Source organism: Mariniflexile maritimum, from assembly GCF_009746565.1.
GTDB classification, from domain to species: Bacteria; Bacteroidota; Bacteroidia; order Flavobacteriales; family Flavobacteriaceae; genus Mariniflexile; species Mariniflexile maritimum.
In genome coordinates this window covers 145,050-169,375 of the sequence record NZ_WRPN01000006.1, presented here as the reverse complement: position 1 = coordinate 169,375, position 24,326 = coordinate 145,050, and the positions used below count along the sequence as shown (strand labels likewise).

Sequence of the window (24,326 nt, the reverse complement as noted above, 5' to 3'; positions counted from 1 at the left end):
TAGTATATAAAAAAGCCTACATCAGTTTGAAATTTTGTATAAACTCCTTAAAAACAAGTTTAGGGCTAACAAGCTGATCAAGGATCTGCGGTACTGAAATAAATCCAGCGGATGCAGCTTGCTTTTACAACTTAAACTCACCCTTTTTAAAGAATTAACGTTGAGTTTATCAAAAAAAATAACTAATGTAGGCAGTAACTTAGTTTATTTTAAAGAACGTTTAAGAGACCAAATGAGCTTGCAACAACTGGTTTAAAGCATTTAGTTTTTCTTCTACATGCTCGTTTACATACTCTTTATCAATAGCTTTCTGTTCAACTTGGGAGGCAAATTGCAGGGCGCACATGGCCAGTACATCTTGCTTGTCCCTAACAGAGTAACTTTCTTCAAATTGCTTAATCATGGCATCAATGTCTTTAGCGGCTTTTCGCAAGCCTTCTTCTTGGCTTGCATCAATGGTTAGGGGGTACACCCTATTTGCTATAGACAATTTTATTTTAAGCTTTTCCGCCATTGGATTTCTAAGTGCTTAATCGGACAATTGCGCAATACAATGATCAATATCCCTAATTAATGCGTTTATTTTAAGCTTGGTTTCTCGTTTATTTTCGTCACTACCCAGTATCGAATTTGCTATTTTAAGCGCTTCATACTTTTCTTCCCAAGTGGCAATATGCTGTTTTTGGTTTAGAATTTCTTGCTTTGAAGCCTCCAGTTCTTGACTTAGTTTAGAGTTGGCATGCTTCAATAGCTCAAGTTTTTGTAATACTTTGTTTATTTTGCTTTCTAACGAATGTACAATATCTTCAATATTACTCATTTGCAAATTTCAATACTTATCTCACAAAGTTAACATACCTGTCTATAAATTACAATTGTTTTTCAATAAAATTTAAAAATTCTCGTTATTGCCCTAAATCGGGGCTAGCGACCTGATTTTTGTTTTATTCTTTTGCCCATTCATATCTTATTGATATTTTAGCAACAACTGTATTCATTATGCGATTCATCCTATCCCTCTTTTTAAGTGCGACGCTATTTGTAAATGCGCAAAACAATTATCCACAAGACTATTTTAGCTCCCCATTGGAAGTACCGCTTATTTTGGCTGGCAACTTTGGGGAACTGCGCTCCAACCATTTCCATTCAGGACTGGACATTAAAACCCAACAGCGTGAAGGCTTAAGGGTTATTGCTCCCGCCAATGGGTTTGTAAGCCGCATAAAAGTAGCCCATTTCGGCTACGGAAAGGCCCTGTACATTACCCACCCCAATGGTTACACAACGGTTTATGGGCATTTACAAAGCTTTTCGCCCGAAATTGAGGCCTTCATCAAACAAAAGCAATATGAACAAGAATCTTATGAGGTTGAAGTGTTTCCTGCTGCCGATTTACTGCCCATCACAAAAGGCAACCTGATAGCTTACACGGGCAATTCGGGTGGTTCCGGCGGGCCGCATCTGCATTTTGAAATTCGCGATAAAGAAGAACGCCCCATGAACCCCATGCTTTTTGGCTTGGATATAAAAGATACCACCAAACCCGTTGTAAGCGCATTGTTTGCCTTTCCTTTAGATGAAAACGCTTCCATAAACAAAACAAATACCAACCAAAAGTTAAGGCTCATTCCTTTAAAAAATGGCGATTACAACGCAGAACCTGTTGAAGCTTTTGGCAATATAGGTTTTGGCATTGAAACCACCGACAGGCAAGACCTAGCAGCCAACGCCAATGGGGTTTACAACATACAAACCTTTTTTAACGGCAGTCAAAATTTTGAAGTCGATTTTAGCGTGTTCTCTTTTGATGAATCGTCCTGCCTTAACCAATATATTGACTACGAACATTATGTAACCAAACGGCAACGCATCCAAAAATTGTTCAAAAAAAACAACCCATTAAGCATGCTGAAGCCCATAATAAACGACGGCGTTTTAAACATTGCAGACAGCATCTCATCCATTTATAAAATACGCGTGTCCGATTTCAAAAACAATGAAACCTTTGTATCCATTAACATTAAAGGGCGTAAGCCAACCAACACAAAGCCACAAACACCTAAAACCACTCCTTATTATATTACGGCTTCCCAACATACCAGTTTAAAATCTGGAAATATTGCCGTAGATTTTTATCCTGAGACCTTTTACGAAAACTTTTATATGGATTTTAACGTGAGGAACGACACCCTAACCTTGCATAAGGATATAGTACCTACCCGCAAAAACTTCACCATTAGCTATGATATTAGCAACTACAAGGATGCCGATAGGGACAAACTATTTATTGCCCGCTTGGTAGGCTTCAAAAATTACCCCGTATATTCTTCAACCAAAAGAAACGGTAGTGTTTTATCAACAAGCACCAAAACCTTGGGCACCTATGCGCTCGCTACTGATACGGTTGCGCCAACCATTTCGCCATTAAACTTTAAGGACGGACAATGGTTGAGCAATTTCAGGTTTTTAAAAATTAAAATAGACGATGCGCTTTCGGGCATATCAAACTACCGCGCCACGATAAACGGCAAGTGGATTTTAATGGAATACGACTATAAAACTAACACATTAACCTACGATTTTAATGATAATACAGCCATAGAAACCAAGAACAATTTAAAAGTAATCGTAACCGATAATGTTGGAAATAGTGCTACTTTTGAGGCATTGTTTTACCGAAAATAAAAAATTATTTATCCATTTGAAAACAAAATTTCAAGTTTCCATTGCGCTATTGTTTGCCACGCTATTTGTAGGCTATGGCCAAACAGCTACCATAAAAGGTGTTATTTTAGATGAAACCAACACGCCCATTTTAAACGTAAACATTAAAGCCGGCAACAAGGGTACCGTAACCAACGCCAATGGTTTTTATTTGTTGGAAATTCCAGCAAACACCGATGTTTCAGTAGAATTCACCCATCTTTCCCATAAAAAAGTGGTGGCAAAATTCAATTTAAAAAATGGCGAGGATTATGAGTTTAACCCTGTAATGAGCACTTCCGTTGAACAAATAGCCGCTGTCATGGTTACCAACAAACGCCAAAAGGAGGTTGCGGGCATTGTTAGCCTAAAACCCGAAACCATACGGAAGATTCCGGGTGCGAATGCAGGTGTTGAAAACCTATTGCTCACGCTTCCCGGTGTGAGCAACAACAACGAATTAAGCACACAATACGCGGTACGCGGTGGCAATTATGATGAAAACTTAGTGTATGTAAATGATATTGAAGTGTATCGTCCGTTTTTGGTACGCTCGGGCCAACAGGAAGGCTTAAGTTTTGTAAACACCGATTTGGTACAAAACGTCGATTTTTCGGCAGGTGGTTTTCAAGCAAAATATGGCGATAAATTATCGTCCGTTTTAGATATCACTTACAAAACCCCCTATCAATTTGAAGTGAATGCCGATATAAGCTTGCTTGGTGGCAGTGTTTCGGTTGAAAGCATCAGCAAAGATTCTAAATTTTCGGGCATTGTTGGCGTGCGTTACCGCGACAATAGCCTATTGGTAAAAGCCAAGGAAACCGAAACCAATTACAAACCTGCATTTGGCGATGCCCAAGGGTATTTTACCTATATGTTTTCCAGTAAATTCCACTTAAGTTTTTTAGGGAACGCATCCCTTAACAAATACAATTACCAACCACAAACAAGACAGACCAATTTTGGCACTTTAGCCGACCCCATTGCGCTTTTGGTGTTTTATGAAGGTCGGGAAAAAGACCGTTACCAAACCTATTTTGGGGCTTTTAAAGGCACTTATTTTGTGAATAACGATTTAACCTTGAAAGCAATCGCCTCCAGATACCACACCACCGAAGAAGAGTATTTTGATATTTTGGCACAGTACCGATTGGGTGAAGTAAACACCAATATTGGTGATGAAAATTTAGGCGACGTTGAATTTAGCCGCGGTGTTGGTAGCCAATTAAACCATGGTCGCAACGATTTGGATGCCCTAATTACCAACATTGAACATAAAGGCGATTTTAAAATGGGGGAAAACCGCTTCGAATGGGCTTTAAAATACACCAATGAAGATATTCGCGACCGCCTTATAGAGTGGGAAGTTATCGATTCTGCTGGATTTTCCATTCGTCCGCCCAAAACGACACCTGTAAACGAGCAACCTTATATACCATATAGCGGCCCTTTGGAAGCATTTCAAAACGTAAGGGCCGCCAATTACACAACCATAAACCGCTTGCAAGCATACGCCCAATGGAGCAAACGCGCCACCATAGGCACAAGCGACGTTTGGTACAATGCGGGAGTTCGGGTGCATAATTGGTCGGTAAGCGACAAAAACACTGCCTCCAAATCAAACCAAACCGTTTTCAGTCCGCGGGCACAATTCGCCATAAAACCCTATTGGGAAAAAGACATGCTTTTTAGAATAGCGGCCGGTTTATACTACCAACCACCATTTTACAGAGAACTGCGTGATGCAAACGGCGTTGTGCAACCAAATGTAAAAGCGCAACAATCGTTTCACTTGGTTTTAGGAAACGAGTATAGCTTTAAAATGTGGGAACGCCCCTTTAAGCTCACTTCCGAAGCCTATTATAAAAACCTGAACGATGTTAACCCTTATACACTTGAAAACGTGCGTATTCGCTATGCTGCCAACAACAATGCCAAGGCTTATGCATACGGCTTGGATATGCGATTAAATGGCGAGTTTGTTCCGGGCACCGAATCGTGGTTTAGTTTTGGCTATCTAAAAACTGAGGAAAACATTAATAACCAAGGCTATATTGCCCGCCCCACCGACCAGCGTTTAAAATTTGCAGCTCTTTTTCAAGATTATGTACCCAACGTACCTAATATGAAAATGTACTTGAACTTGGTTTACAATACAGGGTTGCCCGGTGGATCGCCCAGTTATGCCAACCCCTACGACTACCAAAACCGCTTGCCCGATTACAAACGTGCCGATTTAGGTCTGCAATTTGTTTTGGTGGATGCCAATAAACAATTTAACAACGGTTGGAAAAAACCGTTCAAGGAACTCTCGTTTGGGTTTGAAATTTTCAATATGTTCGATGTGCAAAACGCTATCACCAACACGTGGGTACGCGATGTTTATACCAAACGCCAATATGCCATACCCAACTATTTAACCCCCCGTGTGTTTAATGTGCGTACAACCATGAAATTTTAAAACGGTTGTTTTGTATATTTGGTTAAGGGTATTTGGTGTTGGTTCAAAAAACAAACAACAGGAGTACCTTTTGTTATGTTATCATAAAAAACACAAATGCTATGAGAACATTTATTGCCTTTCTGCTTCTAGCAACAATAACCCATCATTCTTTTTCCCAAAACTTTTCAACTAAAAGTGGCGGCAACTGTTATCGTTTGGAAATACCAAATTACATGGTTAAAACCTACAATTTGAATGATGTTGCCACCTTGCAATACAACAATATCGTAAAAGAAGCCTATGTTATTGTTATTGAAGATTCAAAGGACGAGTTACAATCTTTAAGCATGGTGTTTCAAAATGCTAGAGAATTTTTAGAAAACTTTACTAAAGACTATCAACTTGAAACGCAAAACAGAACCCTTTCCGAAATAACGGAATTTGAATCAAACAAAAACCAACATGCACAAGTTGAAATGAGCTGGTCTAACGAAGATGGCCATTTTTATATGCTGATAACCACCGTTGAAACCAAAGAACATTTCTATAAAATTTTGTGCTGGACCATTCTTGAAAACAAAGACTTATTGAAAAATGATTATTTAACCATTTCAAAATCCTTGGTGGAATAAAAAAACAAAAAAACTTAGATTTTATGATACTTGCTCTTGTTATATGAAATGGATGCAAATAGTTTGTAATCCACAGAACTAACAAAAAAATTAACGCATCAAAAGCTCGATATTTAATGGCAAAAGAGACTATTTATCAGCTATTTTAAAGTCTGAAAACCAATTAAAATCCAGCAGGCAACAAAACCGTATAAAAATGAATTGCTGTTGTAAGCCTACCCACTAAAACCCTCCTTGCCAATTGTCTATTTGGTTTTTATTTGCTATATTATGTCCGCGTACTGAAAAAGCATGACCAAAAAAACAAAAAAAATACTCAAAATTATATTCATTATTGCAAGCATATCCTCGTTGTGGTTCGTGCCCTGGATTTTGGTCAAGGCTTGGATTTTACCGCTTCCCGACACGGTTCAAGAACAAGTAGATGAAGCCCTTGGATATGGGTTTGACGGCATGATCGTTTATGTGGACCAAGCTGGTAAACCGCCGGCGTTTTATACAGGTGGCTGGAAAGACCGAAAAAACAAAATACCGGCCAACCCAAAATCGTTGTTCAAAATTGCAAGCATTAGCAAGTTATATGTTGCCGTTTCTATTACCAAATTAGCCAAGGAAAAACGCTTGTCCTTAAATGAAACCCTTGCCCATTATTTCCCCGAGCTTGTAGGCAGAATTGAAAATGCGGAAAGCATTACCTTGAAAATGATGGTACAGCATCGAAGCGGCATTCCCAATTTTACCAATAATCCGGCGTTTTGGAAAGATGAACAAAAAAACGGCAAAAACGCCCTTGAATTTGCCCTCGATTTACCAGCTAGTTTTAAACCCGATGATGGCTACGAATATTCAAACACAAATTATTTGCTGCTTCGTAACATTATTGATAAGGTATTAGGATACAGCCATGAACACTATATTAAAGAGAAAATATTGAAACCATTGAAACTGAACAATACGTTTTTTTCGCTTAACGAAGTGGATTTAAAGGATGTTATGAGCGGCTACTATGTGGGTGTTGAAGACGATTTTAAGACCAACGAAAATGGCATGTTGGCTACGGCAGAAGACGTGGGCCTGTTTTTGCGTGCCCTAAACGATGGTCCCGTATTCGATGAAGGGGAACAAGAAATATATCCTTATGTTTATGAGCACGGAGGCCTAGTTCCTGGGTATCAAAGTCTTGCAGAATACCATAAGGACATCAATACGGTTGTGGTTCAATTTATCAATACAACTAATTTTGATGGCTATGAGTGGAACTTATCGGAAATTATCATTAACCGCATCGTTAAAATACTGAAAAAAGAAAAAAGCGACTAACATAATATCCTTAAAAAAGCCAATTGTATTTTCAACACAAAACGTAAAAGTTCATAAACAGTTAACGGCATAATGATTGCCAATTTTTTTTTTACTGAAAACTGCCAATGCACCTTAATTCTAATTTCTATCCGGTATCTGTTTTAAAATTTCCAGTACAAACTTCCAATATTTTTGCACCGATGAAATTTGGGCGCGTTCATCGGGCGAGTGTGCACCTTTAATGTTCGGCCCAAAACTAATCATATCCATATCAGGATAATGTTGCCCTAAAATGCCACATTCCAATCCGGCATGGCATGCTGCAACGTGCGGTTCTTCACCTGTTAGGTCAGTATAAATTTGGGTCATTATTTTTAAGATGGGCGATTCCATGTTAGGGGTCCACCCTGGATAGTCGCCCGAAAAATCGACTTCACAGCCTGTTAATTCAAAGGTGGCGCGCAACGTATTTGCCAAATCCATTTTAGAACTCTCTACCGATGAACGCGTTAAACAGGAAATTTTAATTTTGCCATTTTTTACCACTACCCTAGCGATATTATTGGAGGTTTCAACCAAATTGGGAATATCGGCACTCATGCGGTACACACCGTTTTGCGCTGCGTACAGAGCTCTGGTAAGTCCTTCTTGAATCCCTAAATCCATGATTTTTTTTGGTGTTTCGCAGGCTTCAATAACAATTTTTAAATCGGGTTCCTTGGTTTTTAATTCCGCTTTTATAGCTTCGGCATGTGCGTTCATCTCCAACAAAAACGTTTCTTTGTGCATGGCATCAATGGCTACAATCGCTTTACTTTCTCTTGGTATGGCGTTGCGCAAACTACCGCCATCAATTTCAGAAATGCGCAATCCGAAGTTTTCAAAGCCATCAAACAACAAGCGGTTCATAAGTTTATTGGCATTACCCAACCCTTCATGGATTTGCATACCCGAATGTCCGCCTTGTAACCCTTTTACGTTTATTTTAAAGCCTATTTTGAACTCGGGTGTTTCCTCTTCAACATAGGTTCTGGTAGCTGTAACATCAATACCGCCGGCACAACCTACGCCCAATTCATCATCTTCTTCGGTATCTAAATTTAAAAGGATTTTACCTTCTAGCAAACCGCCTTTCAAGCCTTTTGCCCCTGTCATACCGGTTTCCTCATCAATGGTAAATAAGGCTTCAATAGCGGGATGAGCAATGGTAGTGCTTTCTAAAATTGCCAGTATGGTAGCAACGCCCAAGCCGTTATCGGCACCAAGGGTTGTGCCATCGGCATGTACCCAATCGCCAGAAATATACATTTTGATACCCTGTGTATCGAAATCGAACGCGGTGTCGTTGTTTTTTTGGTGCACCATATCCAAATGCGACTGCAATACCACGGTGGTTTTATGTTCCATACCCGCTGTGGCCGGTTTTTTGATGATAACGTTACCAACCGCATCCTCAAAGGTTTCCAAGCCTAGGTTTTTTCCAAAATCTTTTATAAAAGCGACCACTCGGGCTTCTTTTTTTGAGGCGCGCGGTATGGCGTTTAAATCGACGAATTTATTCCAAAGTTGTTGGGGCTTGAGCTGTCTTATTTCTGAATTCATGATGCTTTTATTAAGTTTTGCAAAGTTACTAAAAATCACTTTAAACAGTACCAAACCATTGCTATTACTCCTGATGGTAGCGGCATCCTTTTTGCGAAACATGGATGATATGCAATAACCTAGTGAAAACCAGTAAATTTGATAAGATACCGAAACAAGTTCGGGACTGTTTCGCAAAAAGATATAGCGGACAGCAGGAAGAAACCTTAATAAATAAACACCTGCCATAGGGTACAAATTTTTATTACTTTTGATGCATGCTGAAAAAAACAAAAACCATTATTGCATTTTCGATTATTCCACAGTATTTTTTGGTGAAATGGCTGGCCAACTACCCCGATTTTGTGGAACGATTTTATAGCAACGGTATTTACCCGTACATTTCGCAAACATTCAGGTTTATGTTGGGTTGGCTGCCGTTTTCGTTTGGCGATGTGGTGTATGCGTTTGCAATTATTTATATGGCGCGGTGGGTTTTTAAAAATTTTAAGCGTTTAAAAACAGATACAAAAGGGTGGTTTTTGGATGTGTTTTCGGCGATTTCGATGGTTTATTTTGCATTTCACTTGTTTTGGGGGCTGAATTATTACCGCTTGCCACTGCACAAAAGTTTGCATTTGGAAGCTGATTATACCACCGAGCAACTTATAAAAGTAACCGAAACCCTTATTTCAAAATCGAATATGCTATACAGCGAAATTGCCGGAAACGACACGCTTAAAATTGATATTCCCTATTCAAAATCGGTTATTTTTGAAATGGCACCAACAGGTTATGCCCATTTAAAAAACAGCTTTCCGAAGTTGGAATACCACCCAAAAAGCATTAAAAAATCACTTTTTAGCTATCCGTTAACCTATATGGGTTTTAGTGGGTATTTGAATCCGTTAACGGGCGAAGCGCATGTTGATGGGTTGATTCCCACGTATTTATTTCCAACAACAACCACGCACGAAATGGCGCACCAGTTGGGTTTTGCCGCTGAAAATGAGGCGAATTTTATTGGGTGTTTGGCCGCCATAAACCATGATGATATTTATTTTAAATATTCGGGTTACACCTTTGCATTGCGCTTTTGCCTTAATGAAATTGCGCGTCGTGATGAAGCGGTTTTTGATACACTTTACAACACGGTTAACAAGGGCATTTTAAACAATTATAAGGAAGCCCGCGATTTTTGGGATAGCTATGAAAACCCATTGGAACCGTTCTTTAAATTAACGTACAGCTCGTACCTAAAAGCCAATAAACAGGCAAAAGGCATGGAAAGCTACAGCTATGTGGTGGCGCTTTTGGTTAATTATTTTGAGAATACTAACATTTAAAATTACTTTTGTCATCACATGAACAAACTGATAACAAGCCCCCAAAATCCATATATTCGACAACTGGTGCAATTAAAAGACAAATCGCGCGAGCGCAAAAAAAGCGGTTTGTTTTTAATTGAAGGAATAAGGGAAATTTCGTTGGCATTAAAAGGTGGTTATGCATTGGAAACACTCTTGTTTTATCCTGAATTATTTTCGGAAGAACAGCTTAATAATTTAACAACCAAACAGCTAAACACTATTGAGATTTCAAAAGAAGTTTATGAAAAATTGGCCTATCGCGATACTACCGAAGGTGTTCTTGCAGTTGCGAAATGCAAAACCCATAATATTGACGATTTAACATTTGACACGAAAAACCCATTAATTTTAGTTGCCGAAGCACCCGAAAAACCCGGAAATATTGGTGCCCTTTTACGAACCGCCGATGCCGCCAAGGTTGATGCGGTAATTATTGCCAACCCCAAATCCGATTTGTACAACCCCAACATCATTCGCTCTAGCGTGGGTTGTGTTTTTACCAATAAAGTTGCGATTGGCACCACTTCAGAAATTATTACCTTTCTAAAAGAAAAACATATCGCTATTTATTGTGCAGCGTTACAAGCTTCAAAAAATTATACTACCCAAGATTTTACCAAACCTACCGCCATTGTTGTGGGAACGGAAGCGACCGGTTTGAGCGACGTGTGGTTAAAAAGTGCAACACAAAACATTATTATTCCCATGCAAGGCGACATCGATTCCATGAACGTGTCGGTTGCAGCGGGCATTCTTGTTTTTGAAGCGAAACGGCAGAGAAATTTTCTCTGAAAATTTATCAATAATCAAAACACAAATCCCAAGCCCTATCATTAACAATTGAAATTTGAATTTATAAAAATCGAAAGTTTTACATGACAGCTAACACCCTTTTCTACATCATCATCGCCATCATCAGCATCAATTTTATTGTTGACAAAATTATCGATGCCTTGAACGCCAAACATTTTAACGATGCCCTTCCTAAAGAATTACAAGATGTTTATGATGAAACGGCCTATAAAAAATCGCAAAAATATAAAGCCATTAACTATAAATTCGGCTTAGTAACATCCACGTTTTCAATGGTTTTAACTTTAGGCTTTTTATTATTTGATGGGTTTGAGTTTGTTGATACCATCGCACGAGGTTTCAGTGAAAACCCCATCATTGTCGCCCTTATTTTCTTTGGAATAATCATGATTGGTAGCGACATCATCACAACCCCATTTTCATATTACAGCACATTTGTAATTGAGGAAAAATTCGGTTTCAATAAAACCACCAAAAAAACCTTTTTTATGGATAAACTAAAAGGTTGGTTGATGATGGCTTTTGTTGGCGGCGGAATTTTAGCATTAATCATTTGGTTTTATCAATGGGCCGGCAGTAATTTTTGGCTCTATGCTTGGGGCTTGGTAAGTGTTTTTGTGGTGTTTATGAATATGTTTTACTCCAAACTTATTGTACCGCTTTTTAACAAACAAACACCGTTGGAAGCGGGCAATTTGCGCCATAAAATATCAGAATACGCCAACAGCGTCGGGTTTAAGCTCGATAAAATTTTTGTGATTGATGGCTCCAAACGGAGTACCAAAGCAAACGCCTATTTTTCGGGCTTTGGAAACGAAAAACGCGTAACGCTTTATGATACGTTGATACATGATTTGGAGGAAGATGAGATTGTAGCAGTGTTAGCCCACGAGGTAGGACATTATAAAAAGAAACACATCATTTTCAATTTATTTGCCTCGATTTTGCTTACTGGGTTCATGCTTTTTATCTTATCGCTTTTTATTTCAAACCCCCTATTATCACAGGCGTTGGGCGTTGAAATACCGAGTTTTCATATTGGGTTGATCGCTTTTGGGTTGCTTTATGCACCCATTTCAGAAATTACGGGATTGGTTATGAACTGGTTTTCAAGAAAATTTGAATACCAAGCCGATGCTTACGCAAAAAACACATATAAAGCAGAGCCGCTTATTTCATCATTAAAAAAACTATCAAAAAATAGTTTGAGCAACTTAACACCGCACCCTGCGTATGTGTTTATGCACTATTCGCACCCTACCCTTTTGCAGCGTATTGTAAACTTGCGCAAATAGAAAAACCTTTCAGATTTTGGTTTATGAAACAAAACCTGAAAGGTCTTTAGAGTTTATAAATTAATATGCAATCCAATATTTACATTTCTTCCACGCGTGGAATAGCCATTTAATTCCTCGAATTCCTCATTTAAAATATTCGTGATGTTGGCAAACAGGGTTACTTTGTTATGGATTATTTTCTGACTGATATAAAAATCGAAAAGACTATAGGATTTTAAATTTACAATATCGTTTTGAAAGGTGGAAGCATTATAAACAGCATCCGAACGGTCATCATTAAATTGATAGGATACACTTAAAAAAGTAGCTTCAGAAAGCTCGTATAAAAGGGTTGCATTTACTTTAAGCTCTGGAATGCGCAACCTTAAATCTTCTTCAACGTGGGTGTAGGTCGCATTTCCTTTAATTTTTAAATTATTTAACAGACTGTAATCGGCACTAAATTCCACACCGCTTGCGGTAAATGAATCGGCTACGTTTTGGTATTTATAAACAAAATTACCTAAATCGACAAAATCAATAAATTGGGTTTCCTTTCTGTTAAAATACACCACGCTAAAGGTTGCTTTTTGGGTTATATTAAGTTCTGCGCCCAATTCCACGGTTTCATTTTCTTCGGGCTTCAAATCAATATTGCCATAGGTTGGTTCAAACAATTGGTACAATGATGGCGTGATGTATGCCGTACTGTAAGTTGCCAACCCTTTAAGATAACCAAAACCCAAATGTTTTTTATAAGAAGGATTTAAACTATATACGGTATGCGAACCATATTCTGAATGGTTGTTTAAGCGGGCGCCCGCATTGATGTTCAATCCAAAATTGGAGATATAAACCACATTTACATACGGGTCGGTGCTGGTAAATTTAGAAATATCGGGGTTAATGCTTTGTTGCAGGTTGGTACTGCCATACGGTATTGCTAAACTTTCCATGTTGTTTTTTTGAACATTTAAGCCTAAAACCGTGTAAAAGTCCTCATTAAACTGGTATCTATTAAACACGTCGGCAATCATGCTTTCTGCTTTATAAATGGCAGGATAGCTAGAACTTACGGCATCGCGTTTCGTATTATTATAGGCTGCATTTAGGTTGATGCTTCCGTTTTTATAGCTAAACTCTGGCGCGATACCAACACGATATTGATTGGTTTTTGTAACGTCCTTCAGTTCCAGGCCTGAGTACAGATCATCAAAATCGGCCTTAAAATCGTCAAAACTTCCGTATAGGGTCATTTTAAACTGTTCAGAAACCCGATACCCTAATTTCAGGTTACCGTTTATGGAATTGAAGGCATCTTTATCCGTTTCAATTGATTTTAACGACGATAGCCCACTGGTATATTGGTTGCCAAAACTTGCCAAATAACTAAAATTATGAAGTGTACCGTTAACGGACACCGAATTTCTAAAATCCTCAATGGCATAGCCTTGGTTGTTTTGGGATTGGTTGCTACCTATAACGCTTTTAAAATTTGCCGCAATCACATTTTTTGAAGCTTCCTTAAGCTTAATATTAATAACGGCCGTAGCTGCCCCCGAGCCATACAAGCTACTGGAAGCGCCTTTTAATATTTCAATACTTTCAACTTGATCTGCATTTAGCAACCGTAAATCATAATCGTTGGCAATTTGCGATGCATCGGTTAAAGCTACACCGTCAATAAGCACCAAAACCTGCCTGTTTCTTCCACCACGAACATAATAACTTAAGGTTTGTGCGGCATTGCTTTTGGTGCCGTTAATCTCTATTCCGGCCGTGGCATTAAGTATTTCGGCAATCGACTTGCCTTGTAAATGCTGCAATTCAATTTGTGTGATCTTGGTAATAACCTTACCCGAATTTTCACGTTTTAGCTTAAATCGTGAATCTGTAATAACAACTTCATCAAGTTGCTCAACTTTAGTTGAATCAATAACGCTTCGAAACCCTTCGAACGCGACCGGAAAGTATTGCACACTTTTTTGTGCAAAACCAACCATGGACATCCCTAAAAACAGGACACCCAAAACATGTGTTTTTTTGTTCATTTTAATGACTAATAAATCGAGAACCGCATGGCAAATCATACGCAAACTTTTATCCCGAAAGTTTAACTTATTTGTTTTGAAAATGGCAGGTCTCCTGACTTGCGTCCTCATGTTGGTCTTCCCAAAGAAAAATCTTCAGTGACATTGAAGTTGAACATGAAGCGTTGTAGCTTACAGTTGCGGGAACAGTTCAAGAATGTAGAGAAACGAATATGTATTTTAGATTTCAGAATTTTTTTTCAAAATTCGTTAATCGTTAATCATAAATCGTCAATCTTTTCACTTGATTCCCTTTTAATCGACCCAATACCCCACTGCTATTGGGATAAAGTACGTCGAACCAAATTTCAGCGCAAAGATACTTATAATAGTTAAGATTGAAGATAGAAAACTTACTTTTTCTTGGTAAGTTTATAAGCCAAATAAATAAAGCCCACCAAAAAATGGGCAATTATAATTCCTGCTACTATATATATTGTTAAATTTGACCCGTCTCGCATACTTGCAGAATTTCATCAAAAATAATGGCAATGAAAAAAATGAACGGTGACTTTTGTTACACAAAAAGCAATAACTTAAACTTTGTTGTGTTGTTGTTTTTGGTTTTCGTGTTTCATTGCAAAAACGAACCCAAAAAACAACCTGAAAATATCCTTGAGGGCAATCCGTTGGAACTTAAATATGCCACCGGTTTTTCAGTGGAAGAATACAACGGTTATAAAATTTTGGAAATAAAAAATCCGTGGCCAAAAGCCGAAAATAAGTATCGCTACTTATTGGTTAAAAACAAAAAAACACGGGTTCCAGAAGGCGATTTTAATGCAACCATCAACCTTCCCATTAAAAAAATAGTGGTTACCAGCACCACGCATATCCCTGCCCTGGAACTTTTGAAGGTGGAGCAAACCTTGGTTGGCTTTCCGGGAATTGATTATATTTCTTCAGAAAAAACACGGAAACGTATTGACAACAATTTGGTTAGGGAATTAGGTAAAAACGAAGGCATTAACACCGAAGTTTTGCTGGCATTGCAGCCAGATGTTGTGATTGGTTTTGGGGTTGATGGTACTAACCGAACCTTTGAAACCATAAAAAAATCGGGCGTTCCGGTTATTTTTAATGGCGACTGGGTTGAGGAGTCGCCACTTGCAAAAGCTGAATGGATAAAGTTTTTTGGTGTTTTGTTCAACAAGGAAAAAGAAGCCGATTCTATTTTCAAAACTATAGAAATCAATTATTTAGAAGCAAAAAAACTAGCTTCAAAAGCGCAAAACAAACCGACTGTTTTAAGTGGTGCCATGCACAACGATATTTGGTATTTACCTAACGGTACGAGTACTGAAGCACAACTTTTAAAAGATGCCAACACTAATTATTTATGGAACGATTCGCAAGGAACGGGCAGTTTATCGCTTAATTTTGAAACGGTTTTCGTAAAAGCTAAAGATGCCGATATTTGGTTAAGTCCGTCAAATTACGAAACGTTAGAAGCCCTTAAAAATGGCAATTCGCACCATGCACTATTTAAAGCATTCAAAAATAAAAGCATCTATTCTGCAAACAATACCAAAGGTGCATCGGGTGGTGTTTTGTATTTTGAACTGGGCACGACCCGACCCGATTTGGTTTTAAAAGACATCATTAAAATTTGTCATCCAGAACTACTAAAAAATGATGACCTTTACTTTTTTAAACGTTTAGAATAAGTGCCAAATTCAAATACATACAAATTTTCATTTTTAGCATTAGGTACCTTGCTTATATTATGCTTTTTCGCAAACATAAGCTTAGGTTCCGTTTATATTCCTTTTAAAGATGTTTTTTACAGCCTAATTGGTACCACCACCGAACAAGAAACCTGGCAAAACATTATTCAAAATTACCGATTACCCAAAGCGATTACCGCTATTTTAGTCGGTTCAGGTTTGGGTATTTCTGGGCTATTAATGCAAACCCTTTTTAGAAACCCATTGGCAGGCCCATTTGTATTGGGTATCAGTTCGGGGGCTAGTTTGGGCGTAGCATTGGTTATTTTGGGCTCATCGGTTTTTGGCGGTATTTTTGCAACGTTTTTAATTTCAAAATGGAGTATTGTATTAGCAGCTAGCTTGGGCAGTTTTTTGGTGCTGCTCGCCGTTTTGATGGTTTCTATAAAAGTACGCGATACCATGGCAATCCTCATCATTGGCCTTATGTTTGCAAGTATTACGGCCGCTATTGTGAGTGTACTTTCTTATTTTGGTTCCGCACAACAGTTACAACAATATATTTTTTGGGGCTTTGGTAGTTTGGGCAATTTATCGTGGGATGAATTGGCCATTTTCTTTGTAATTTACTGTTTTGGCATTGCAATTTGTTTAGCATCCATAAAATCGTTGAACACCTTACTTTTAGGCGAAAACTACGCTAAAAGTTTGGGGTTGAACATTAAAAGAAGCAGGTTGGCCATCATCATTTCAACCAGTTTATTAGCTGGTACCATTACAGCTTTTACAGGCCCCATTGCGTTTATCGGGTTGGCAATTCCGCATTTAACACGTCAGGTTTTTAATACTTCCAACCATAAAATATTACTGCCCGCCGTATTTTTGTTTGGTGCCATCGTGATGCTTGTTTGCGACAGTATTGCGCAAGTGCCGAATAGCGATTACACCCTACCTATAAACGCCATTACCTCGTTAGTGGGTGCGCCGGTGGTGATTTGGCTGTTGGTACGAAAACGGAAAATGGTGTTTTGAATTGGACGTGTTAGAGAAATTAGATTGTTAGACTATTAGATTTTTAGATAAAACTTAATGAATTAGTGGAGAAAAAACACCAACATATCATATTAAAAACCAACGATTTAGCTATTGGGTATCAATCTAAAAAGTCACAAACCCTTGTTGCTTCAAATATAAATATTGCATTGCGCCAAGGCGAATTGGTAGGTTTGGTTGGGGGTAATGGTATTGGAAAATCGACTCTATTACGAACACTTACCCATGTTCAAAACGAATTAAAAGGCAGTGTTTTTATAAACGGCAAGAACATAAAACACTATCCTGCGCTTGAATTGGCCAAAGTGATGAGCTTGGTACTCACCGAACAGATGATGTCCAAAAATCTTTCGGTTTTTGAGCTGGTGGCATTGGGCAGGCAACCCTACACGAATTGGGTTGGTAATTTATCTGAAAATGATATTGATATGGTTAACAAAGCCATCAACCAAACCAATATTTTAGATTTAAAGCACAAAAAATGTTTCGAGTTAAGCGATGGCCAACTTCAAAAAGTGATGATTGCGCGCGCCTTGGCACAAGATACCGATTTGATAATTTTAGACGAGCCCACCTCGCACCTCGATATGTACCACAAAGCCTATATTTTGAAACTGCTTCAAAAATTGGCTAAAGAAACCCATAAAACCATTTTGTTTTCTTCACACGAAATAGATTTGGCCATTCAATTGTGCGATACCTTAATTGTGATGTCTGAAAACAATGTGGTGTCGAACACACCTTGCAATCTCATTTCAAAAGGCACTTTTAATACCTTATTCCCAAAAGATTTAATTGCTTTTGATGAACTTACCGGAAGTTTTAGAGTGAAGAAGTAGTGTTGAACCTATCAAAATCGGTCGCGGTTTTCATTTAAACAACCTCTGCGAATCGGTGCAACAACTTTTCAGTCAAAACTTCAGCTTCCCATCTACAAACTTCAAACGAAAACATTTATATTTGATAAATTTTCTATATCATCTATGACCGACTTCATCCTTCAAATTCTAATTATACTCATTTTCACTGTTATAGGTTTCTTGTTGGGCAGCTATTTCAACAAACTAAAGAGCAGGAGCCAACAAAGCACACTTGAAGAGCGCAACACCAATTTACAACAGCAATTAACTGATTTTAAACAATTTAAAGAAGCTGAAACTACAAAACAAAATCAAATTTTCAATTCCCAACTTACCGATTTAAGAGAAACCATTTCTAAAATTGAAACAGAACGCGAAGAAATCCGCAGGGAAAAAGAGTTTTTAAATTCGGAATTAACGCGCAGAAACACCGAATACGAAAACCTGCAACAAGTAAGCTTAAAGCGCGATGAAGAAATTGAATTGCGCCAAGAGCAACTTCGCAAAGATTTTGAGCTATTGGCAAACAAGATTTTAGAGGAAAAATCGGAAAAATTCACCCTTCAGAATAAAGAAAACATCAAGAACATTTTAAACCCGCTTCAAGAAAAAATCAAAACCTTTGAAGAAAAAGTCGATTTAACCCAAAAGGAAAGCATCAGCATGCACTCAGCCCTAAAAGAGCAATTATTGGGCTTAAAAGACCTAAACCAGCAAATGACAAAAGAAGCCACCAACCTAACCCGCGCCTTAAAGGGCGATAGCAAAATGCAGGGAAATTGGGGGGAATTGGTTTTAGAACGCGTTCTGGAAAAGTCTGGTTTAGAGAAAGATAGGGAGTATTTTGTACAACAAAGCTTTACCTTAGCAGATGGAACGCGCGTACTGCCCGATGTGGTATTGCACTTACCCGACCATAAAAAAATGATTATTGACAGTAAAGTGTCCTTAACCGATTACGAACGTTTTGTAAACGCGGAAGATGATGATAAAGCCCCATTTTTAAAAGCGCACATCAACTCTATTAGAAAGCATGTTGACCAACTTTCTGAAAAAAATTATCAAGATTTATATGATATAGAATCGCCCGATTTTGTACTCATGTTCATACCCATTGAACCCGCATTCGCCGTGGTTGTGAATGAAGACAATAGTATTTACAACAAAGCTTTTGAAAAGAATATTGTTATTGTAACGCCTTCTACCCTGTTGGCTACGCTTCGTACCATCGATAGTATGTGGAACAACGAAAAACAACAACAAAATGCCATTGAAATTGCACGACAAGCAGGTGCTTTATACGATAAATTTGAAGGTTTAATGAGCGACCTAATTGGTATTGGCAAAAAAATTGATGCTTCCAAAACCGATTACAATGCGGCAATGAACAAACTTTTTGAAGGTAGTGGCAACCTCATAACCAGCGTTGAGAAATTAAAACGATTAGGGGCCAAAGCTAAAAAATCGCTACCCGAAAATATTTTAAAACGAGCAGAAAAAGAAATTGAATAAACTTAGAGCGCTATGAAAAATGTCTTAATTAAAATCGGAATTGGTCTTTTTGTAGTCCTTATCGGCTATTTCTGTTTCCTTTATTTTGCGCATTACAGTGATGGTATCCGTGCGGGCGAACTGGTAAAATTCAGCAAAAAAGGGGTAATTGTAAAAACATGGGAAGGACAGATAAGCCAAGGGGTTTCCGAATCGCTCCAATTTGAATTTTCAGTTGAGGACAGTCAAGAGCAAGTAAAGCAAGACCTAATAAATTTGCAGGGTAAATATGTGAAACTACACTATTTTGAGCGCTATAAAAAATTATTTTGGTTGGGAGACACCAAATATTTTATAACCAAAGTAGAAGAAAGCACAAAACCAAATTAAAGAAACTATTGATGCCCTTTTATGGAAAGAAATTACAAAACAACCGAAGCATCCCAAGTAACCATGACGCAGCTCATGCTGCCATCGAACTCAAATTTTAGCGGAAAAATACATGGCGGCTACATTCTTGGGCTTATGGACCAAATTGCATTTGCGTGCGCCTCCAAACACTCTGGTAATTACTGTGTTACGGCATCGGTAAATAAAGTCGATTTTTTAAACCCCATTGAAGTTGGCGAACTTGTTACGCTTAAAGCATCCATCAATTTTACAGGACGTACCTCTATGGTGGTTGGGGTAAGGGTGGAATCTGAAAACATCCAAACCGGCGAAAAAAAACACTGCAATTCATCGTACTTTACCATGGTAGCAAAGAACAAACAAGGTGAAAACGTGCCTATCCCGGGGATTATTTTAGACACCAAAAACAAAGTGCGCCGCTTTGCCAGAAGTATTGCCCGACAAGAACAGGCCAAAAACCGAACCACCGCTTTTAGAACCTCGGAATTTAAAATGGAACTTTATTTGGATTCGTTACAGGGTCAAAATGCAAAGATGGAATTGGTAGAAAACTAAAGGTTTTACTTAATAAACATAAAAAGAGCCGCAGTTGCGGCTCTTTTTATGTTTTTACCCACAATCGTATATTATTTGTTAAGGTACATTTTTCGGCGGGAATAGATTTCGTAAAATTCATCATCCTTCAAACTATCAATAAACAAGATACTTTCGCCGGTACTCTTCATTTCTGGCCCCAATTTTTTATTCACATTCGGGAACTTGTTAAACGAGAAAACAGGCTGCTTGATGGCATAACCGTTTAATTGCGGATTAAAGTTAAAATCTTTCACCTTATTATGACCTAACATTACCTTTGTTGCATAATTTACATACGGTTCGCCATAGGCTTTCGCTATAAAAGGCACGGTTCTGGAAGCTCTTGGGTTGGCTTCTATAATATAAACCACATCGTCCTTAATGGCAAATTGAATGTTTATAAGCCCTACGGTTTTAAGCGCCAAAGCTATTTTTTTGGTATGATCCTTAATTTGTTGCATTACCAAATCGCCTAAATTAAAGGGCGGCAACATGGCATTACTATCGCCGGAATGGATACCACAAGGCTCGATATGTTCCATGATACCAATAATGTAAACATCTTCCCCATCACAAATCGCATCGGCTTCCGCTTCAATGGCGCCTTCAAGATAATGGTCCAAAAGCAATTGATTCCCAGGCATCTGGCTTAACAAATCAACCACATGTTTCTCAAGATCTTCCTTGTTGATAACAATTTTCATGCCCTGGCCACCCAGCACATAAGAAGGCCTTACCAATATTGGGAAGTCCAAAACATCGGCAATCGCCGAAGCTTCATCGGCAGTTGTAGCGATATCGAACTGTGGGTAAGGGATGTTGTTTTCCTTCAATAGATTTGAAAAATGCCCCCTATCCTCAGCCAAGTCCAACGATTCAAAACTGGTACCTATAATCTTAACGCCCCATTTTGTTAATTTTTCGGCAAGTTTTAAAGCCGTTTGACCCCCTAATTGTACAATAACACCTTCTGGTTTTTCGTGCTTGATGATGTCGTAGATATGTTCCCAAAAAACAGGTTCAAAATACAGTTTATGTGCCGTGTCAAAATCGGTCGAGACGGTTTCAGGGTTGCAGTTAATCATAATGGTTTCATAGCCACACTCGGCAGCAGCCAAAACCCCATGCACACAACAATAATCGAACTCGATCCCTTGGCCTATCCTATTTGGGCCAGAACCCAGAACAATGATTTTTTTCTTATCGGTAACCACACTTTCATTAGCTGGGTAGCGGTTGCCATCGGCAGTTTCCATGTCACTTTCAAAAGTTGAATAGTAATAAGGTGTTTGGGCCTTAAATTCGGCAGCGCAGGTATCAACCAATTTATAAACCCGGTTCACGCCAAATTCTTCACGCTTATTATAAACTTGGCTTTCCAAACAACCCAACATGTGTGCTATTTGCCTATCGCCATAGCCTTTTTGCTTCGCTTCCAGCAATAAATCTTTTTGAATGGTATCAATTTTATAGGTGGAAATTTCCTTTTGAAGCAAAAACAATTCTTCATATTGCTTCAAAAACCACATATCGATTTTTGTGATTTCATGGATGCGGCTTAACGGAATTCCCATGGCAATGGCATCGTAAATGATGAACACCCGATCCCAAGATGCATAGGTTAATTTTTCGATTATTTGGTTATAATCTTTGTTTTCCTTTCCGTCTGCTCCCAATCCGTTGCGCTTAATTTCAAGCGATTGGGTGGCTTTATGGAGGGCTTCTTGAAAGGAGCGCCCAATGCCCATAACTTCACCAACCGATTTCATTTGAATGCCCAAAACCCTATCAGAACCCTCAAATTTATCGAAATTCCAACGTGGTATTTTAACTATTACATAATCCAACGTAGGCTCGAATAAGGCCGAAGTGGATTTTGTGATTTGATTTTGTAACTCATCCAAATGGTAGCCAAGGGCTAATTTGGCCGCTATTTTGGCAATAGGATACCCCGTTGCCTTACTTGCCAATGCCGAAGAACGCGACACACGTGGGTTGATTTCAATGGCAATAATATCTTCCTTTTCATCGGGGCTTACCGCAAACTGCACGTTACAACCGCCAGCAAAATCGCCAATACTGCGCATCATGTGAATGGCCATATCGCGCATTCTTTGGTAGGTTCTATCGCTTAGGGTCATGGCTGGTGCCACGGTTATGGAATCTCCTGTGTGGATGCCCATGGGGTCCATGTTTTCGATGGAACAGATGATGACTACATTATCATTGGCATCGCGCAACAGCTCCAATTCATATTCTTTCCAGCCTAACAAGGCTTTATCGATCATGACCTCGTGGATGGGTGAAATTTCTAAACCGCGGGTCAACAATTCATCAAAATCTTCTTCTTTATGAACAAAAGAGGCACCGGCACCGCCCAATGTAAAGGAGGCCCTAATTACGAGCGGAAAGCCAAACTCTTGCGCAATTTCCTTTCCTTTTAGGTAAGAAGTGGCCGTAGCCTGAGGTGCCATAGGTATCCCTATTTTAAGCATCAGTTCCCTAAATTGCTCCCTATCTTCGGTTATGTTGATGGCGGCAATATCCACTCCAATAATTTCTACATTAAAATCTTTCCAAATCCCTTTTTCATCGGCTTCAATGCACAAATTCAATGCTGTTTGTCCGCCCATGGTTGGTAAAACGGCATCAATTTGAGGGTGCTCTTTCAGTATTTTAATGATCGATTTTGTAGTAAGGGGCAACAAATACACGTGATCGGCCATGGAGGGATCGGTCATAATGGTTGCCGGGTTTGAATTGATAAGGATGGTTTCAATACCATCTTCTCGCAACGATCGTAAAGCTTGTGTTCCTGAATAGTCGAATTCGCATGCTTGCCCAATAACAATGGGGCCAGAGCCTATAATTAAAATGGATTTTAGTTTTGGATTTTTCGGCATTTTTACTGTTTAAATAGTGTTTTTATTATTAGTTTACAAAAGTAGTGATTCGTAGATATAAAAAAAGGCGTTACACTTAAGTAACACCTTTAAAATATTAACAATTGTTAATCATTATTTTTTATGTCTTGCTTCAGATGACACAGATAATTTTTTTCTTCCTTTAGCTCTTCTACGAGCAAGTACTTTTCTTCCATTAGCAGAAGCCATTCTTTCTCTAAAACCGTGCTTGTTTCTTCTTTTTCTTTTTGATGGCTGAAATGTTCTTTTACTCATTATCTTGTATCTTTAAAATCTGAATTGTACTTTTTTATTTGCTATTTTGGCTTTCTCCAAAACTGAGCGCAAATATACAAAGACTTTTTACTTTGGCAAATGTTATTTTAAAAATATTTCCAATTAATTTTCTTATCGTAAAATCGCGGTTTTATGCTAGGTTTTTTTTGGTTGAGCGGTGGTTTTTTGTTAAAAATCTATGGATTGATTTTGATAAAAATTTAGTTTCTTTGCAATCTAAAATGAAACATTCAATCTTGAAATTGCATGTTATAACATAACAACCCATAAAATGTACAATAAAATCATTAAACTTATTATAGCTACTGGTATTTTTGGATATGCCATTTATCAATTTATTGAGGGAAACATAGGAAACGGCATCATGTACATTTTGCTGTCCTTAATATTTGTGTTTCTATATTTTAAGAACGAATTTATTTTACTGGCATTTTTAAGATTGCGCAAACAGGATTTTCCGGGAGCTAAAAAATGGTTGGACAAAATTAAAAACCCGGAAGCTGCTTTAGTTAGAAAACAACAAGGGTACTACAATTATTTGCACGGTTTGATGGTGTCGCAAACCAACATGAACGAGGCCGAGAAATATTTTAAGAAAGCCATTATGTTGGGCCTTTCGATGGACCATGATATGGCGATGGCAAAATTGAACCTATCGGGCATTGCTTTTTCAAAACGCCGAAAATTGGAAGCCGAAAAACTACTTCAAGAAGCTCAAAAACTAGATAAACAAGGCATGCTAACCGACCAGATTAAAATGATGAAAGACAATATGAAACGCGCGCAAATGCCCAACCAACATTTTGGTGCCGGCGGTTCAATAAGGGCGCAAAAACGCCGTGGTTAACCCTTCC

Annotated in this window: 20 protein-coding genes, 1 other RNA gene and 1 riboswitch; of the genes, 14 read left to right on the top strand and 7 right to left on the bottom strand. The window is 38.4% G+C overall.

Annotated features, from left to right (window positions below):
• Positions 1–40: 40 nt before the first annotated feature.
• The 3 genes from ssrS to GQO80_RS10000 form a co-directional block, all read right to left on the bottom strand.
• A non-coding RNA gene (gene ssrS / locus GQO80_RS10010) (6S RNA) lies at positions 41–166 on the bottom strand.
• Between the two features lie 54 nt (positions 167–220).
• Positions 221–514, bottom strand: coding sequence for a cell division protein ZapA (locus GQO80_RS10005; RefSeq protein WP_157208214.1), 294 nt, complete (start codon positions 512–514; stop codon positions 221–223).
• A gap of 15 nt (positions 515–529) precedes the next feature.
• Positions 530–820, bottom strand: a complete 291-nt coding sequence (locus GQO80_RS10000) for a hypothetical protein (RefSeq protein WP_157208213.1) — start codon at positions 818–820, stop codon at positions 530–532.
• Between the two features lie 179 nt (positions 821–999).
• On the opposite strand from GQO80_RS10000, the gene GQO80_RS09995 reads away from it, so the two are divergent.
• From GQO80_RS09995 to GQO80_RS09980, 4 genes are all read left to right on the top strand, one after another.
• Positions 1,000–2,685 carry a M23 family metallopeptidase gene (locus GQO80_RS09995; protein ID WP_157208212.1) on the top strand — a complete coding sequence of 562 codons (1,686 nt, stop codon included), beginning with the start codon at positions 1,000–1,002 and terminating at the stop codon, positions 2,683–2,685.
• The gene (locus GQO80_RS09990) at positions 2,639–5,167 is read left to right on the top strand and encodes a carboxypeptidase-like regulatory domain-containing protein (protein ID WP_157208211.1); all 2,529 of its coding nucleotides are present in this window, start codon (positions 2,639–2,641) and stop codon (positions 5,165–5,167) included. Before GQO80_RS09995 ends, GQO80_RS09990 begins: the two co-directional genes overlap by 47 nt.
• 101 nt (positions 5,168–5,268) lie before the next feature.
• Positions 5,269–5,781, top strand: a complete 513-nt coding sequence (locus tag GQO80_RS09985; protein ID WP_198037758.1) for a hypothetical protein — start codon at positions 5,269–5,271, stop codon at positions 5,779–5,781.
• Positions 5,782–6,072: 291 nt separating this feature from the next.
• Positions 6,073–7,101, top strand: a complete 1,029-nt coding sequence (locus tag GQO80_RS09980) for a serine hydrolase domain-containing protein (protein ID WP_157208210.1) — start codon at positions 6,073–6,075, stop codon at positions 7,099–7,101.
• Between the two features lie 120 nt (positions 7,102–7,221).
• On the opposite strand, the gene GQO80_RS09975 is transcribed toward GQO80_RS09980, so the two are convergent.
• Complete coding sequence (locus tag GQO80_RS09975; RefSeq protein ID WP_157208244.1) at positions 7,222–8,685, bottom strand: aminoacyl-histidine dipeptidase; 1,464 nt, start codon at positions 8,683–8,685, stop codon at positions 7,222–7,224.
• Positions 8,686–8,942: 257 nt separating this feature from the next.
• Between GQO80_RS09975 and GQO80_RS09970 the strand changes: the two genes are divergently transcribed.
• From GQO80_RS09970 to GQO80_RS09960, 3 genes are all read left to right on the top strand, one after another.
• Entirely contained in the window at positions 8,943–10,010 is a 1,068-nt protein-coding gene (locus GQO80_RS09970) for a DUF3810 domain-containing protein (protein ID WP_157208209.1), read from the top strand.
• A gap of 18 nt (positions 10,011–10,028) precedes the next feature.
• Positions 10,029–10,826 carry a TrmH family RNA methyltransferase gene (locus GQO80_RS09965; RefSeq protein WP_157208208.1) on the top strand — a complete coding sequence of 266 codons (798 nt, stop codon included), beginning with the start codon at positions 10,029–10,031 and terminating at the stop codon, positions 10,824–10,826.
• Between the two features lie 83 nt (positions 10,827–10,909).
• The gene (locus tag GQO80_RS09960; RefSeq protein WP_157208207.1) at positions 10,910–12,142 is read left to right on the top strand and encodes a M48 family metallopeptidase; all 1,233 of its coding nucleotides are present in this window, start codon (positions 10,910–10,912) and stop codon (positions 12,140–12,142) included.
• 53 nt (positions 12,143–12,195) lie between these two features.
• On the opposite strand, the gene GQO80_RS09955 is transcribed toward GQO80_RS09960, so the two are convergent.
• Entirely contained in the window at positions 12,196–14,175 is a 1,980-nt protein-coding gene (locus GQO80_RS09955; RefSeq protein ID WP_157208206.1) for a TonB-dependent receptor plug domain-containing protein, read from the bottom strand.
• A gap of 67 nt (positions 14,176–14,242) precedes the next feature.
• A riboswitch (cobalamin riboswitch) is annotated at positions 14,243–14,535 on the bottom strand.
• Between the two features lie 170 nt (positions 14,536–14,705).
• Between GQO80_RS09955 and GQO80_RS09950 the strand changes: the two genes are divergently transcribed.
• The 6 genes from GQO80_RS09950 (at position 14,706) to GQO80_RS09925 (ending at position 20,251) form a co-directional block, all read left to right on the top strand.
• Positions 14,706–15,881: an ABC transporter substrate-binding protein gene (locus GQO80_RS09950; protein ID WP_232333152.1), complete on the top strand. Its 1,176-nt coding sequence runs from the start codon at positions 14,706–14,708 to the stop codon at positions 15,879–15,881.
• Positions 15,882–16,913, top strand: a complete 1,032-nt coding sequence (locus GQO80_RS09945) for a FecCD family ABC transporter permease (RefSeq protein WP_157208205.1) — start codon at positions 15,882–15,884, stop codon at positions 16,911–16,913.
• Positions 16,914–16,978: 65 nt separating this feature from the next.
• Positions 16,979–17,773: an ABC transporter ATP-binding protein gene (locus GQO80_RS09940; protein WP_157208204.1), complete on the top strand. Its 795-nt coding sequence runs from the start codon at positions 16,979–16,981 to the stop codon at positions 17,771–17,773.
• Between the two features lie 144 nt (positions 17,774–17,917).
• Entirely contained in the window at positions 17,918–19,306 is a 1,389-nt protein-coding gene (gene rmuC / locus GQO80_RS09935; protein WP_157208203.1) for a DNA recombination protein RmuC, read from the top strand.
• A 12-nt stretch (positions 19,307–19,318) separates the two neighbouring features.
• On the top strand, positions 19,319–19,675 hold the full coding sequence (locus tag GQO80_RS09930; protein WP_157208202.1) for a 6-phosphogluconate dehydrogenase: 357 nt from the start codon (positions 19,319–19,321) through the stop codon (positions 19,673–19,675).
• A gap of 21 nt (positions 19,676–19,696) precedes the next feature.
• On the top strand, positions 19,697–20,251 hold the full coding sequence (locus GQO80_RS09925; protein ID WP_157208201.1) for an acyl-CoA thioesterase: 555 nt from the start codon (positions 19,697–19,699) through the stop codon (positions 20,249–20,251).
• Positions 20,252–20,322: 71 nt separating this feature from the next.
• Here GQO80_RS09925 and carB read toward each other — a convergent pair whose 3' ends face one another.
• Both carB and rpmH read right to left on the bottom strand, forming a co-directional pair.
• Positions 20,323–23,175: a carbamoyl-phosphate synthase large subunit gene (gene carB, locus GQO80_RS09920; RefSeq protein ID WP_157208200.1), complete on the bottom strand. Its 2,853-nt coding sequence runs from the start codon at positions 23,173–23,175 to the stop codon at positions 20,323–20,325.
• Between the two features lie 114 nt (positions 23,176–23,289).
• Positions 23,290–23,451, bottom strand: a complete 162-nt coding sequence (gene rpmH, locus GQO80_RS09915) for a 50S ribosomal protein L34 (RefSeq protein ID WP_076700048.1) — start codon at positions 23,449–23,451, stop codon at positions 23,290–23,292.
• Between the two features lie 292 nt (positions 23,452–23,743).
• Here rpmH and GQO80_RS09910 point away from each other — a divergent pair, with 292 nt between their 5' ends.
• Positions 23,744–24,319: a DUF2892 domain-containing protein gene (locus tag GQO80_RS09910; protein WP_157208199.1), complete on the top strand. Its 576-nt coding sequence runs from the start codon at positions 23,744–23,746 to the stop codon at positions 24,317–24,319.
• Positions 24,320–24,326: the final 7 nt, after the last annotated feature.